12 protein-coding genes and 5 pseudogenes are annotated in these 15,047 nt (G+C 36.9%); 14 read left to right on the top strand and 3 right to left on the bottom strand.

Annotation, left to right across the window (positions count from 1 at the left end; all coding sequences use genetic code 11):
* The first annotated feature begins 190 nt into the window (after positions 1–190).
* From U8D43_RS12705 to U8D43_RS12685, 5 genes and pseudogenes are all read left to right on the top strand, one after another.
* Entirely contained in the window at positions 191–667 is a 477-nt protein-coding gene (locus tag U8D43_RS12705; protein WP_442893605.1) for an 8-oxo-dGTP diphosphatase, read from the top strand.
* Between the two features lie 15 nt (positions 668–682).
* Positions 683–1,234, top strand: coding sequence for a VanZ family protein (locus U8D43_RS12700; protein WP_335871549.1), 552 nt, complete (start codon positions 683–685; stop codon positions 1,232–1,234).
* Between the two features lie 696 nt (positions 1,235–1,930).
* Positions 1,931–2,413: pseudogene (locus U8D43_RS12695) on the top strand (ABC transporter ATP-binding protein); the annotation flags it as partial.
* A gap of 7 nt (positions 2,414–2,420) precedes the next feature.
* Positions 2,421–3,209 (top strand): annotated as a pseudogene (locus U8D43_RS12690) (ABC transporter ATP-binding protein).
* The gene (locus U8D43_RS12685; RefSeq protein ID WP_335871548.1) at positions 3,209–4,375 is read left to right on the top strand and encodes a phenylacetate--CoA ligase family protein; all 1,167 of its coding nucleotides are present in this window, start codon (positions 3,209–3,211) and stop codon (positions 4,373–4,375) included. The pseudogene U8D43_RS12690 and the gene U8D43_RS12685 overlap by 1 nt, the downstream one beginning before the upstream one ends.
* 178 nt (positions 4,376–4,553) lie before the next feature.
* Here the strand turns inward: U8D43_RS12685 and U8D43_RS12680 are convergent, their stop codons facing one another.
* Positions 4,554–5,345, bottom strand: coding sequence for a DUF169 domain-containing protein (locus tag U8D43_RS12680; protein WP_335871547.1), 792 nt, complete (start codon positions 5,343–5,345; stop codon positions 4,554–4,556).
* Positions 5,346–6,712: 1,367 nt separating this feature from the next.
* Here U8D43_RS12680 and U8D43_RS12675 point away from each other — a divergent pair.
* From U8D43_RS12675 to U8D43_RS12655, 6 genes and pseudogenes are all read left to right on the top strand, one after another.
* Complete coding sequence (locus tag U8D43_RS12675; RefSeq protein ID WP_335871546.1) at positions 6,713–7,384, top strand: O-methyltransferase; 672 nt, start codon at positions 6,713–6,715, stop codon at positions 7,382–7,384.
* A gap of 94 nt (positions 7,385–7,478) precedes the next feature.
* Positions 7,479–7,763 (top strand): DUF6509 family protein, encoded by a 285-nt coding sequence (locus U8D43_RS12670; protein ID WP_335871545.1) that lies wholly within the window; start codon positions 7,479–7,481, stop codon positions 7,761–7,763.
* A 383-nt stretch (positions 7,764–8,146) separates the two neighbouring features.
* On the top strand, positions 8,147–8,302 hold the full coding sequence (locus U8D43_RS12665; RefSeq protein WP_335871544.1) for a hypothetical protein: 156 nt from the start codon (positions 8,147–8,149) through the stop codon (positions 8,300–8,302).
* Between the two features lie 24 nt (positions 8,303–8,326).
* Positions 8,327–8,413, top strand: a pseudogene (locus U8D43_RS21170) (transposase family protein); the annotation flags it as partial.
* Positions 8,399–8,572, top strand: coding sequence for a helix-turn-helix domain-containing protein (locus U8D43_RS12660; RefSeq protein ID WP_503627455.1), 174 nt, complete (start codon positions 8,399–8,401; stop codon positions 8,570–8,572). The pseudogene U8D43_RS21170 and the gene U8D43_RS12660, both read left to right, overlap by 15 nt.
* A 39-nt stretch (positions 8,573–8,611) precedes the next feature.
* Positions 8,612–9,379, top strand: a complete 768-nt coding sequence (locus U8D43_RS12655; protein ID WP_335871553.1) for an ISL3 family transposase — start codon at positions 8,612–8,614, stop codon at positions 9,377–9,379.
* Positions 9,380–10,410: 1,031 nt separating this feature from the next.
* Here the strand turns inward: U8D43_RS12655 and U8D43_RS12650 are convergent.
* Together U8D43_RS12650 and U8D43_RS12645 are read right to left on the bottom strand one after the other, a co-directional pair.
* Positions 10,411–11,904: a BMQ_0737 family morphogenetic spore coat protein gene (locus tag U8D43_RS12650; protein ID WP_335871543.1), complete on the bottom strand. Its 1,494-nt coding sequence runs from the start codon at positions 11,902–11,904 to the stop codon at positions 10,411–10,413.
* A 285-nt stretch (positions 11,905–12,189) separates the two neighbouring features.
* Complete coding sequence (locus tag U8D43_RS12645; RefSeq protein ID WP_335871542.1) at positions 12,190–12,372, bottom strand: hypothetical protein; 183 nt, start codon at positions 12,370–12,372, stop codon at positions 12,190–12,192.
* A gap of 1,141 nt (positions 12,373–13,513) precedes the next feature.
* Here U8D43_RS12645 and U8D43_RS12640 point away from each other — a divergent pair.
* The 3 genes and pseudogenes from U8D43_RS12640 to U8D43_RS21015 all read left to right on the top strand — a co-directional run.
* Positions 13,514–14,079: pseudogene (locus tag U8D43_RS12640) on the top strand (IS1595 family transposase); the annotation flags it as partial.
* The gene (locus U8D43_RS12635; protein WP_335871541.1) at positions 14,076–14,243 is read left to right on the top strand and encodes a hypothetical protein; all 168 of its coding nucleotides are present in this window, start codon (positions 14,076–14,078) and stop codon (positions 14,241–14,243) included. The pseudogene U8D43_RS12640 and the gene U8D43_RS12635, both read left to right, overlap by 4 nt.
* Before the next feature lie 41 nt (positions 14,244–14,284).
* Positions 14,285–14,362: pseudogene (locus tag U8D43_RS21015) on the top strand (hypothetical protein); the annotation flags it as partial.
* Positions 14,363–15,047 lie beyond the last annotated feature (685 nt).

Here is a 15,047-nt window from a genome sequence, read left to right as displayed (position 1 = left end):
AAGCTATCATTTATCTCATTTACAAGACTTCTTTTAATAAATGATCTCCCAATTGATTGGTTATCCGAAATGAGTGTAGTTTTAAAAAACGCCCGGATTTTCTACGGGATTAGTTTGCCTGAAAATGGATAATCAACACGCCTGCTATAATATATTTATAATGTTATTTTTCTGTATAAAGGGGAATTTGATGAGAGTAAAAGAGAGCATTCGATTATATACGATCGTAATGATTCAAAGAGATGATGAGGTTTTGTTGATGAATCGTCCGGATTCAAAAGGGTTTCCGGGATATATCGCCCCAGGCGGTAAGATTGACTTTCCTGAAAATCCTGCTGTGGGGGCCATTCGAGAAGTGAAAGAAGAAACCGGTCTGGAAGTGAAATCATTGATCTTTAAAGGAATCAGTGAATTTGTAAATGAAAAAGAGGCCGAACGCTATATGGTCTTTAATTATTTAGCGACAAAAGTAGAAGGACAAATATTAGACAATCCTCCAGAGGGAGAACTAACTTGGGTAAAAAGAGAGGAAGCAACAACACTCCCGATGCAATCTTGGTTTAAACACCGCTTTCCTTATTTTTTTCAAGAAGAGACATTTGAAATTTATCGTAGTTGGAGTGGAATTGAGCATGAAAAGGCAAAAGAATATATCCGTGAATCCTAGATTGAGATTAAATCCATGCTAGAGCTATGGTATTTGTTTGGTAAAGTGGTTCCGATTTTTATTTTGATTGCATTCGGAACTTTTTTATTTCTCTATAAGTGGAAAAAAAGCAAAAATCATTTTCGCTGGAGAGAGGTGTTACCCTTTGTCTTCACAACTTTATCGGTGATTGGTATCTCACTCATCACCTTAACACCACAATCCGAACATGAAGGCTGGAAAACTTATAATTATATTCCCTTTGATAATCTGTTATTAAATATTAAATACGGTGGAGATTTATGGATTCCCATCAGAAATCTGGTTGCGAATCTCTTTTTGTTTATGCCTTTTGGATTTTCGGTGGGTTGGTTGCTACAAAATTTGCAAAGAATCGGAACACGATCCTTGCTTTTCGGATCGTTTCTTTCCTTAACGATTGAAGCGTTACAGTGGTATTTACCACTTGGCCGGTCAACGGATATTGATGATTGGATTATGAATTCGATAGGAGCTTTACTTGGAGGAGTTCTTTTTGTGATTTGCTTGAAGAGTTTCCGGATGATAAGATTAAATTTTAAAAAATGATAAATCTATGACTTTACTAAACATACTTCAGGTAAAACAGAACGGTTTCAACGATTTAGATAATCCTAAGGACCTCAAACAATTGGTTTTAGAATCAACCAATTGTTTGAGGTCTTTTAAAGTTCTGATGGCTTATCTGAAATCTATTGTAAGTGTTTGGTAAGGGCGCATTTATATTCATTGTGGTTATTTCATTTTTGATTGATTCCCTTTCTTGAAGTATGTCGGCACGATATGGCGATATATAGGTCTTTTGAAATTGATTAAATAGACGGATAAATAATTTCATTAATAAACACTATTTTTGTAGTGGTTTCTATTTTTGAGAAATAGGATTATTAATATACTAACAGAATATTAATGAGTGTGTTTGATCTCTTTTTTTGTCTTTACTAGAATGATAGTAAAAATGAGGGTGAATCAATTGTTGGAAATGAATGTTAGAAATTAGTCTTTCCATTTTTAAAAGAGTTGAGTAGTGAGGATTGATAAAAGTATTATTATAGAATTTTATTGATCATATACTACTAAATAAACTTATTAAATCATGAAAAAATTGTTGTGAGAAAAACGGCGGTTGCTATAAAAAAGATGAAAAACAATAGAGGAAAAGACAGAATTAGCGAGAATTACTTTAATATTCATAATATTCAATCAAGTAAATGGTTACACTTTTCGACAAATGGGGGGAGTCCTTTGGGAATTTTAGACGTAAAAGATATCACGTTACGATTCGGAGGGGTTGTAGCATTAAATGCTGTGACATATGAGGTAAAAGAAGGAGAGATTTTTTCCTTAATCGGACCGAACCGGGCAGGGAAGACGAGTATGCTCAATTGCATTAGTGGCTTATATCGACCCACGGAAGTGAGTATCTCATTTAAGGGAAACAACATAACTCCTGTGAAACCGCATAACCGAGCGAGTCTTGGAATAGCAAGAGCCTTCCAAAATATTGAATTATTTCCTCAACTGTCGGTGTTGGATAACTTAATGCTTGGTCGTCATGTTCGCATGAAAACAGGTTTACTTTCAGGAGGACTATATTGGGGGAAAGCACAGAAAGAAGAAATTCAACATCGAGAGAAGGTAGAGAATGTAATTGATTTCCTTGAAATTGAGCATATTCGAAATACACCAGTTGGACGTTTAGCGTATGTATTGCAAAAACGTGTGGAGGGTTTATGTGCATACGCTTAATAATGTGGAAGTGATGTATGACAAGGTTATTCTGGTTTTAAAAGGAATGTCCATGGTCGTACCAAAAGGGAAAATTGTCGCCTTACTCGGTAGTAATGGGGCGGGAAAGACAACGACCTTAAAAGCGATTTCGGGCTTGTGAAAAGCGAAAAAGGGGAGGTGACAGATGGTTTCATTGAATTACATGAAGAGCGTAATGATGTGAATGATGCCGAAACGATTGTCAAAAAAGGCATTTTTCAGTGTATGGAAGGACGACGAGTTTTTGAACATTTGTCTGTTGAAGAAAATTTGATTGCTGGAGCACATACACGCAAAGATCGCGGGAACATAAAAGGCGATTTACAAAAGGTATATCACTACTTTCCCAAGCTAGAAATGCTCCGCCATCGTCAAGCGGGTTATTTATCGGGTGGTGAGCAACAGATGCTTTGCCATTGGTCGTGGTGTCATGGCAAAGCCTAAGGTACTCCTCTTAGATGAGCCTTCTTTAGGTCTCGCTCCACTCCTCGTTAAAGAAATATTCGGCATTATCAAGAAAATTAATGAAGAAGAAGGAACCACTATATTAGTTGTAGAGCAAAATGCGAAAGTGGCGCTTTCTATTGCTCATTACGGTTATATAATTGAAAATGGGCGGATTGTGATGGATGGTCCCGTGGAGGAATTATTATCAAATCAAGATGTGCAGGAATTTTATTTAGGTATGAGTGACAAGGGCAGAAAAAATTATAAGGAAATCAAATCCTATAAAAGAAGAAAGCGGTGGTTATGATGTCTTCTTTTCAAGAAATCATTTTATTTGCGTACGACCATTCACCAAAATTCCGAGAGATTATGGAAGAAGTAGATTTAACGCCAAAAGAAATTAATACTCCTGAAGATTTAACGAAAATCCCAGTCATGAAAAAAGATAGCTTGCCTGATTTTCAACAAGCTCGTGCCCCCTTTGGTGGAATCGCGACAGAGGGACCGAGGCAAATGACACGCATCTTTATGTCGCCAGGTCCGATTTACGATCCACAATCTTTCGGAGGAGATTACTGGCGATTTTCTGAAGCACTAAGCATCGCTGGATTTTCGGTTGAAGACATTGTTCAAAATACTTTTTCGTATCACCTTTCTCCGGCTGGATTTATGTTTGATTCTGCTCTACGTGATTTAGGGTGTACCGTTATTCCAGCAGGTCCAGGTAATCGAGAACTACAAATTAGAATGATGAAAGAGATCGGCGTAACGGGGTATGTAGGTACACCAAGTTTCCTAGGATTATTACTAGATGCAATCGAAGAGAAAAACTGGAAGATTGGCTGTGAAATTAAACTAGAAAAAGCGTTTTTTACAGCTGAATTTTTATCAATGGATATGCGAAAAAGATGCGCTGGTTTAGGGATTACAGTATATGAAGGCTATGGAACAGCTGATTGTGGATGTTTGGCGTTTGAAGATAAAAGAGGACCTGGATTAAGGGTCACTTCTTCAGCCTATGTACAAATCTGTGATCCGCGTACGGGGCAAGAAGTCAAAAGTGGCGAAGGAGAGGTTGTTGTTACTCTCTATGATAAGAGTTATCCTCTCATTCGTTTTGGCACTGGCGATTTATCTCGTTGGGTCGAAGGATATGAAGGTAGAAGAATTGTTGGGGTGCTTGGTCGGGTGAGTGATGGCGTGAAGGTGAAGGGGATGTTTGTTCGGGAAAAACAATTGAGCACTATCCTACAAGACCTAGGCTATTCGAATTTTCAAGCGGTCGTGACAAGAGATCAACATATAGATCAATTGGAAATTCGTCTAGAGACGGATGCTGATCTACCCACAGACATAGCTACACATCTGCAAAATTTTATTCGGGTGAAGCCGATGGTGACAAAGGTTGGATTTGGTGAAATCAATTCCGAAGAAAAAAGATTAATTGACCGTAGAAATTATGAAAAGGTATGAGATTAATTTGTTATTGAAAAGGCAAAGTGAGAGATATTTGTAACGAGACAAAAAATGCGATTAAAAAAAGCAAGCGAAATCCTTCGCTTGCTTTTTTTTGAAAGTAATACTGGAAACTATTTTAGTGCTGAGATTAGTATCAAGTTCATACAGAAATTCCGAGTTTTGTTGAGGGGCCCTATTTATCATCAAACATAGAATTCAGTTTTTCATATGTGCTTGGGTATTTCGCTTCATAGTGGAGAAAATTCGGGATTGGGTAGCGAACACCGCCTCTATGAGTCCCTTCAAGTCCTTCGAGAAAAGCATGGACAAAGGAATATGGAAGTGAAAACGCCATTTCATGGTCTTGTGTTTGGCCGAATACACGATTTCCGTAGCAAGGAAGGATGACTTGCGGTTGCTCTGTTTTAATGGTTTTAATCACTATATCGGCACAATCTGCTCGCGCAGTGAATGTACTGGAAATTTCACCACCGGTTGTAAAGAGAGCAGCTGCAACCATTCTCATTACTTGAGCAGAGTTTCCATAAATAACAATAACTTCAGGCTCAAAATCGGTTCTTGAAAGAGGAGACATGACGACAGTGCCGGATTCCTCTTTTGAGAACTTCGGAACCGCCGCTTCTGTTTTTTCGCCAAGGTCACAGGTTTTTGTGTACATGCCGTCGGTTAAACTACCCTTCGAATAAAAGGGAAGCTCTTCTTCAAACCCAAAGGCTATTTTTGCAATTGGACAAGAGAGGTCTTCATTATTCATTGCTAGAGCCCAGCCATATCGTCTTGCCATCGTAACGCCCTGGCATATACTAAATGTTTTATCCAAATCCTGTTTTGGTCGTTTCACCTTTTCTGGAAGCAATTCATGATCTTTGAATACGCGCATTGCGAGAGGAAAAGTATCCGGTCGGACATGCTTTTCGATGGACATTTCTAACTTTTTTAATGAATCCAAATTTATGTTGGTCAACTAATCACCCCATTCTTTTTTTGATAGCAATTCCAGCTGTTCACCTATGAATTTTCATGCCGTACAAACGTTCTCTTCTTTTATTTCGTCTTATGAAGTTTCAATCCCTTCCGTATTGAAAGAAAATTAAAACTTGTTAATGGTTAATCAATAATATACCAATTTGAGAAAAGTATAGAGGCTGAAATCAGGTGAAATTTCAAACCGGATAATGAGAGATTGAACTGTTAGATTGATCAAATAGGCAGGCTATTTTGGATGAGTATGTTGCTCTTGGTACCAGTCCTTAAACGATGATTTATCTTTGTTTCGAGTCATCTTGTCGTCTGTTTTTAATAGAAATTAACAGTGAAATGGGGGATTTAGCCAAACATCAGAAGAAATAGTCACAATGTATTCGAAAAGAGCCTAATTGATAAAGAAAAGGTTTAGTCGCATTTAGCTACTTTTGGAGGAATGTGCACGACGGTTTATTGAACCGATGTACGATGTTACCAATCATCGCCTTAATATAATGGTAGATTCTTAAATCTAGTGTCGAGGAGATAAATATGTTGAATGAACTTTCTAAAAAAACACTCATTTTTGCTGTTTTATTGTTTTATCTTTTGATAGGCTATGTGTTCAATATCGAGGTGTTAAAGATTTTGTACATCTCAGTAAATAAATTTAGTATTAGCATTGTTGGCGTATTCATTTGGATATTTACTGTGTATCTCATCGAATCTCTCAGAAAATATCGATCCTAGAGAGTTATTTGAAGGGGGCGTCATGGTTTTCTTTTCAGGCTGTTTTCGCAATGATTGTCGTTTTTGGCACCAGTCGATAACCGGTAATATCGCTTTGTTTCGGGCATCATTTCGTCTATTTTTAATGGAAATCAACAGGGAAATGGGCGATTTAATCAAGAATAAGATAAATAGCCACAATGTATACGAAAAACTCGATGGCAGCGCTCACGTCACGCCGCCACCACCTATCATGAAAAAAAGTAATTTCAACCCCAATAATGGTATAAACCCGATATGTTTGAGGCAAACTTACTAATTTGACGATACCTAAATATGCCTTTTTTCATACAAAGAGCCTTGAGAAAAGGAAGATTCCACTGAAAAGTAAGTTAATTAACTACAATGGATACGAAGTGTTGCTTAAAAAAAGCGTAAACTCCTGTTAAAAACATAGGGTGATTTACTTTTGGGGAAAATCTATCGAACACCGTTGTTAAAAACACAGTTCTTCTTTTATCGTAACCGACCACTAAAAAACGGAGGTGCTCCATTAAACGTAAGCGTCGAAAACTGAAAAAAATACATGAACAAGGTATAATTAATAGGTGTTTGATTAAGGCAAAGGGGGAGTACATAATGAGTAATCTATCCGTATGGACGAAGGTTGATGACTATTTTAGCGAGGAATTAATTGGGGAAGATGTTGTAATGGAAGGGATTTTAGAAGCTAATCAAGCGGCGAATCTGCCAGCAATAGATGTATCTCCCAATCAAGGTAAGTTTCTGAATCTGCTTGCAAAGGTAAAAGGTGCTAAAAGGATTCTTGAAATCGGGACATTAGGTGGGTACAGTACAACTTGGTTGGCACGTGCTTTGCCAGTAGAAGGTCAGCTTGTGACACTTGAATATAGCGAGAAGCATGCAAAAGTAGCGACGGAAAACCTCAAAAATGCGGGTGTAGATCATTTGGTAAATATTTTCGTTGGTCCAGCTTTGGATACATTGCCGACACTTGCAGACAAGGGGTTCTCTTCTTTTGACTTAATTTTTATTGATGCTGATAAGGTCAACAATCCTCAATACGTCAAATGGGGAATTGAACTAGCGAAGCCTGGAGCAATTATGATCGTTGACAACGTTACTAGAGGTGGAAGGGTTTTGGATTCATCTAGTGAAGACGAGAGTGTACAGGGCGTACGGAATTGTCTGGAATTATTAAAGTCAGACCCTCGGATCGATTCAACTGCGATTCAAACCGTAGGAGCAAAGGGATATGATGGTTTTGTTATGGGAATTGTCCAAAAATAATGTAGATTTCAAATCTTAATTTTTGACTATCTCACGCAAGAGAAGTAAACTCTTCTCATAACGCTTTTTTTTGGGCACTGAAAGGAAGAGAAAAATGAACATAACTGGACATACAGTAGAAAAACTACATGACCCTACTGGGATATTAAGTGGAGATCGATATGAGTTTTTTCTTACATTAGAAGTACCTAATGACGACGAACTGTTTTCTGAGCATGGTCTTTATTTAAAGGTGACATTTGTAAACGAAGAAGAAGCCTCGAAAATCGCTCAGTATCAATTTATTGAACAAACAACAGAGCAGTATCTTGATTTTGCGCTTGAAGAAGAGGAAGAAGAATTAGTGAAAAGTTATTGCCAACAAAATATTAAATCATAAGTAGAGAGAGAGCTGAGAGGCTCTTTTTTTGCTTAGTTAACAACCAAGGTTGAAAAGGTAAATTATTCTAGAAACAGGTCTTTTTTTGAATAAAGCTTGCTCAGAATTATGATTAGAGAACTTTATGATAATAAATGATCGAAGGTATAACAATAATAAATTGTTATGGAAACTAGATTACTTAAAAGGTAAGTAACCGGTCAATTACATATGAGTGAAAATGAATCTAAAAAAGCACGTTTTCTTTTTGTCAATACAAATTCTTCTAATTAACGAAAAATACAAATTTTAGGCTTCTTCGCTATTTAGTATTTAGTCTAAAATCTTGAATAACTGTCAATACTGGGTAGAAACTATGAAAATACCTAGGAGCTGATGGCGTTATGGAAGATTTCCAAGAAGATTTTAATGTATTCGAGGCTGCTTTAGAAATACCTGAACCCTGGTACGTTTTTCATTATGAGTTGGCAAAAGAAGATAAAGAACTTCACATTTATCTTGAATACAGAAAAGGGGCAGATTTCACATGTCCTAACTGAGGATTTTCTAGATGTAAGGTTCATGATATTCAAGATCAGGATCGTACATGGAGGCATCTTGATTTTTGGCAGTACCAAACATTGCTATATGCAAGAATGCCTAGGGTTAAGTGTGAATCATGCAGAAAAATTCGTACGGTTAAAATTGATTGGGCACGACCAGGTACCGGATTTTCTTTGTTATTTGACTATCATGTGCTGTCATTGATGGTTGAAATGCCTGTTGCCGCAGTTGCTCGTAAAGTTGGTGAACACGATACCCGCCTTTGACGAGTCTTTAAACACTACGTGGATAAAGCGGTTTAAAATATTGATGTATCAAATGTAAAGAGTGTCGCCATGGACGAAACGTCTCGTAAAAGAGGGCACAAATACGTGACATTATTTGTTGACACAGATACGAAGCGAGTCATTTTTGTTACGACTGGAAAAGGATCAGGTGTGTTACAGGAATTCTGTCAGTTCCTTGATAGTAAAGGGGTTCCTTGTTCTCAAATCAAAGATTTCTGTTGTGATATGTCTCCGTCGTTCATTTCAGGTATAGAGGAGAATTTCCCTGAAGCATCGAATACATTTGATAAATTTCATGTGATGAATTTGGTCAACGAAGCAGTAGACAACGTCCGAAGACAAGAACAAGCCACCCAACCCGAACTAAAGAATTCACGATATGTATGGCTCAAAAACCAAGAAAATCTTACTGAAAAACAAAAGAATAAATATGTCAAATTGAAGGATATGGATTTAGCAACAGGTCGTGCATACCGTATGAAATTAGGGCTACAAAAAATGGTTTCCAGATCAGCTAGTATCTCAGAATTATACTTTGATGAGTGGTATAGCTGGGCAACTCGATCCCGACTGGAACCAATAATTAAGTTGGCTCGATCTCTAAAGAGGCATAAAGTCGGCATATTAAGATGGTTTAAAACAAGAATGACCAACGGACTTCTTGAAGGAATAAACAGTTTAGTACAGGCTGCAAAAAGAAAAGCTCGCGGATATCGTTCTCCTGAAAACTTTATAGCGATGATTTACGCCACAGTAAACAAGATGGACTTGATTATGAGACAATAAATGATTGTCATTCCTTTATTTTGCTCGAACAAAAAAGAATGAGTAACAGTTTGGAGTCATACATCGCTCACAACTGAACCCATTCCCTTGTCCGTGAATAAGTATGTCCGTTCAATGGAGTCGATATTCATGTAACAGTTGGTGAATGCAGAGCGAGCAATTGAACTCATTCCCTTGTCCGTTTTTTGATTTTGACCTTGGTGGTAGCTAAGACACAATACTATTAAATTGCTTCTTCGCTATTTAGTATTTAGTTCAAACAACTATGTAGGTTTCAGAACTCAATCAATTATTCTTGTAACAGGTGGTGAATGCTGAGCGAGCAATTGAACTCATTCCTTTGTCCGGTTTGGTTTTTCGCTTGTTTTAATCAATATGTAGAATCCTGACATTAAGCTAAAATGGTAGCATCAATTGAACCCTAGAAAATTGTCTTGTCAACACTAAATAGCGAAGAGCCAATTCTTTACTATCTGATACAGTATTTGCTTGCATAAATACAAGCACCTCCAATATAATTATTTTCTAATAGTGTATGTATCTATCGATAGAATGTATAGGTAGTATGTCCACAGATTATGGAATTCGATGGACTTTTCCGCAAGAACCCAACAAATAGTATAGAACCCTAATAATGACAAAATGAAACGAGCCCCCACAATGAGTGAGGGCTTTGTTTGTATGTCCTGCTGTACATGTAGTATATCTTATGTTTTTGTTCATTATACAAACGGTTGGATGGTAAAGAAGAATCTTTACCTCTTGGTGTTGATTTGGAATGAAGTTTGGTCAAAGCACCTCACAAACGTTGATATTGTTGTTAACAAAAAGAAGCCATTTTGATAATATTGATCAAAATAGCTTTTTCTCCTGAAGGTTTAATGTTGACTTTCATAAAAAGGTAGTCCCGTTATTTTGGAAAGGGAGATAAATAAATTTACTGCGCAATTTCTTCGAAGTGTTCATTAAATTTATTCCCGTTCATCCATTTTAAAATGAAAACCATGGGTCCCTCCTCACCTTTCTCAAAACTATGATGAGGAAGGTGGGAAATCCGGAAATACTATGGGACACTGTGGTGGTCTAACGGGTGATGGACAAAGTTGTGGTAACATGTCTCTAGGTTGACAGAAGTCGGCTTCTAATTCTACGACTACAGGGAATTTAGACTGAATACTTTGGCAAAGGGTCAGCTTAATGATTAAATTAGAGAATGTGATTTGTCCGCCCCCTGGAGATTCAGTAAGAGTGCCAGTGCTCACAACAAAACAATCTCGTTGAGTATAAGTGATATCAATGTTGGTTCCGGTTGGCGCACATAATACGACTTGCTCAAAAAGAGAAAATCGTTGAGGGGCACTACCCACAATGGCTAGACCTTCTGGTCCATCCAACTCCCCAGCCCCAAACTCGGTCACTCGTACAGGTGCTGTTGGAGTGGATATATCATAGATTTCAACGGTGTTATCGCCACTGCTATTACTTACATAGAGAATAGAACCGGTGATGGCTAAGCCAAATGGTCTATCCAACTCCCCAACCCCAAACTCGGTCACTCGTACAGGTGCTGTTGGAGTGGATATATCATAGATTTCAATTGTGCCATCGTTGATATTACTTACATAGAGAATAGAACCGGTGATGGCTAAACCTACTGGTTCATCCAACTCGCCAGCCCCAAACTCGGTTACTCGTACAGGTGCTGTTGGAGTGGATATATCATAGATTTCAACGGTGTCATCACCGTTATTACTTACATAGAGAATAGAACCGGTGATGGCTAAACCTACTGGACTATTTAACTCCCCAGCCCCAAACTCGGTCACTCGTACAGGTGCTGTTGGAATGGATATATCATAGATTTCAACGGTGTTATCGTTGACATTACTAACATAGAGAGTAGAACCTGTAACGGCTAAACTAAATGGTCCATCCAACTCGCCAGCCCCAAACTCGGTTACTCGTACAGGCGCTGCTGGAGTGGATATATCATAGATTTCAACGGTGTCAATGTTTACTTGACATACATAGAGAATGGAAGCTGTGATGGCTAAATCTACTGGACTATTTAACTCGCCAGCCCCAAACTCGGTTACTCGTACAGGTGCTGTTGGAGTGGATATATCATAGATTTCAACGGTGTCATCACCAAAATTAGACACATATAAATTCTGTACCTCCGTATCAGGACTTCTATAGACCGTTCCATCAGCCAACATAATCATGAACGTAATGATTACATTCTTTTGAATCGTTACCCATTGTAGCGTTACTTCTTCCCCATCAATGATAACCGTACGATCTTCCCTACTCACGATCTTAAAGGGATTCGTGGGATCAGGTAGTACCTCACATGTAGTCGTTGCTCCTGATAAGTCTGCTCCAGCAGGTAATCCAGGGAAAGAAATCGTTGTATTCCCTAATGGTAACGTGAAATCAGCTTCATTGATGATCCAGTCATACACCTTGTGAACATGTATACAAATGGGTTCTTGTCCATCTTGAAAAGGCTTGAGTTGCATCATTTATTGTCAACTCCTTTCATAGTATCATTCTATGAAAGCTCAAAGGAGTGGGTGTGGACGCTCACCTACTTTGTGTCGCTCTTTGTGTCGAGAGGATGCTATCATCTTTTCTCGTATAGTTCTTCTACTTATGGAAATGCTATGGTCAACTTAAATTTAAAAGGGGTTTCTATGAAGGTATTCAAAATCATGTTATTTACAATCGCTATTCTTTTACATATGTGTTTTTTTTTCGCGTTAATTTACAAGGATTTTATAAGGTGAAACTTATTCTAATAATCTCGATTACTTCATTAACTTGTGTCGCTCTTTTGGTCTTATGTGCATTAAAAGCGCTTTTCTTGAATAACTATATTGTCGTTCAGATTTCCTATCGATGAATGATCCTGCTGCAACATGTAATCCGTACCAGAAGAAACTCCCCTTTAATTGGATAGCTTCTAAATGAATTACCCCTTGTTCCTTCATTTTTTTCATTCTGGGGGAACTATTTATCCTTAGCTTGATGGCGATGCAGAATTGTAAACGGGTGTGTATTTTGAAATAATTAGATTTAACTAGTTAAAAGAAATGTGGAATTTATGAGAGGAGAGAAAATGAAGAAAAAATTTAGTGTTATATCAACTATCTTTTTCATATTTGGATGGGGCGTGTTTCTTATAGTGATGTTGGGTAGTGTAATATTGGGTCGTGATAACTTTCTTTTTGTGGGTATTGTTATTTGTATTGTAATTTCACTATTTGGGCTAGTAATATCAGTGTTTTCAGAAAATGGAATATATAAGAGGATTGGCATAGCTGGTAATAGTATAATGAGTTTTGTTACGATCTTCATAGCACTTGTAATCAATATATTCTTTTGGGATACGCTTTAAATGAAAATAACTTTCTGATTTTAATTTTTTTATTATATGAGTACGAAACAATTTAATAACAAAAAAACAATGAGGAAAAATGATTATCTCTTCTCATTGTTTTTTTGTTTGCTCTAAGCTAAAGAGATAATCAGTTTTTATTATTCGAATACTTTTTATCTAGAAATGGAGAAGTTTTCATAAGGAAAAGAGCGCGAAGTCATACAAATCAGCGGATATATTCATATTCGAAGAGATACAATTTTTCCGAAAAGAGAGTAGTCATTATAATCGTAATAAAAAAGGGTATCAAACTGCCCTATATGAATGTTGATGAGCCAGGTAATTATCGTCTTTAGTATGTTTGCCTCTAATCCATCGGGGGTTGATAACTCTTCAATCAAAGAGCCCACGTGGTGACGTTGAGTAATGGGATCATCTTGGCTAGCAATCAATGAAGAATCAATATTTCGTCTTTTTGTTAACTTTTATTCTATGGATTTTCTTAAAAGTAATAGGCTGTTTTCGGAAAATTATTGCTTTTCGTAGCAGTTGATTATCGATGATATAGCTTTGTTTTGTACATCATTTCCTCTGTTTTTGATGGAAATCGACAGTGAAATGAAGGAATTAGTCAAAATCAGATAAAATAGCCATAAAGTGTACGAAAAGAGCAAAGTAATAATAGGAAATAAAACTCAATTAAGTGTATGGCTTGTTGTAGGCCGGTCTTCCCTTGTTTTTAGGGTATTTCATTATATTTTGAAATGGGAAATAGCGGTATTTCAGAATGTAAACCTCGTAAAGGTGGCGGTAAATCTAAACACGGAGGAATTAGTCACGAACAAGTATGTGTCCATGTTGTCAGAGACATTACAAAGGCTACTGTATCAAAGGTAGCTTGTATGGGAGTAATTCTGAAAACTATGATTGAGGATATGATTGGTTCTAAACTAACGTCTGACAATGCACTTATTACTGATGCTTGGAGAGCCTGTAAAACCGATGTAAGATAGACCATTATCGAAATAAATCAATAGAAGAGAAGCACGTAATAAAGATCTAATTCGACATCCAGAATGTAAGTGGTCTTCATTCTCGTAGGAAAAACTGGGTAGATCGTTTTGAAGGCGTGGATATAAAATATCTTGATAATTATCTTGCTTGGTTTTTGTTTACGGTTGTCTAAGTAACGTAAACCTTAATCACAGGTAGTAAAGAATTCTTACTTTCATCATTGAGATTTGAAATGACGGATATTAGTGATAGTTTGCAATCATTTAAATTCAGTTTGAAGCTTGTGGTGAAGAACACAGGATGAAAATTAATAATGGTGTAACTAATTTTTATAAATCAAAAGCCAATAAACCGCCAAAAGTAGATGGGAAACAATTCAAGCAATTATGGTTTGACACTGCATATTGTATCGGTGGAAAAGTAATAGAGGTTAAACGAACGGAATATCAATTAATAAGGGAGGTTTGAAAGAAATGTTTCGCAAGAATGGGCGTTAAAGATTTGAGGTTGTTCACATAGAAAAAGTAGGGTTGCTCTCAGGTTGTAAACTGTTGGTAGACAAAGAAACAGGAGTTCATTATTTTTAAATAGTTGGAACGGAGAAGGTTGAAGCATAACACCTTTGCTAGATAAAGAAGGAATGCCAATTATTAATACTAATGAAAATTAATTTAGACAAGAAAATTAGCCATACTGATAAGAATAGGTACCACATCTTTTAAAAGAATCTTAATTTCAAATCTTCTATAAATTGAAGCAAAGGTGGGATGAGAATGGCGACTCCAAATTATGGAGTGGCCATTTTTTGCTTATAGTGTAACGGCTTCTTTTTAGAGGAGAATCTTTCATAGTATGACCTTATGGGAGAAAGTATGCCTTTTCGTACTGATCTGAAGGGGGATAAAAAAGGTAGTTTCCACAGGAATTGAAGATAAAAAGTGAGAGGTCTGCAGAGGATAAAGTCTATTCATTTTTCAGCTGTAATGGTACGATTAACAAAGAAGGTGTGCGAAATTCCAACAGGTAGACAGTAATCTGTAAGGGTTTTCTTATTGCTATTGATCCTATAAAGATGAGGAAGCGTCCGTTTTGGCAGGATTGGAGTAAAATCATGACGAAAAGAAGGTCAGAAATCTAAAAAGTCCGCTGTATCTAGGCTGAAACAAAACTTTTTTTAATGATGAACTCTATTTTTGCTGCTTTTGAAAAAATAAGAGACATTTTAAATAATACTAAAGGGAATGGGTTAATAGTGAATTAATAGGCCTACTA

It is taken from the genome of Bacillus sp. 2205SS5-2, assembly GCF_037024155.1.
Lineage (GTDB): Bacteria > Bacillota > Bacilli > Bacillales > Bacillaceae_K > Bacillus_CI.
This window is presented reverse-complemented; position numbering and strand designations above follow the sequence as displayed.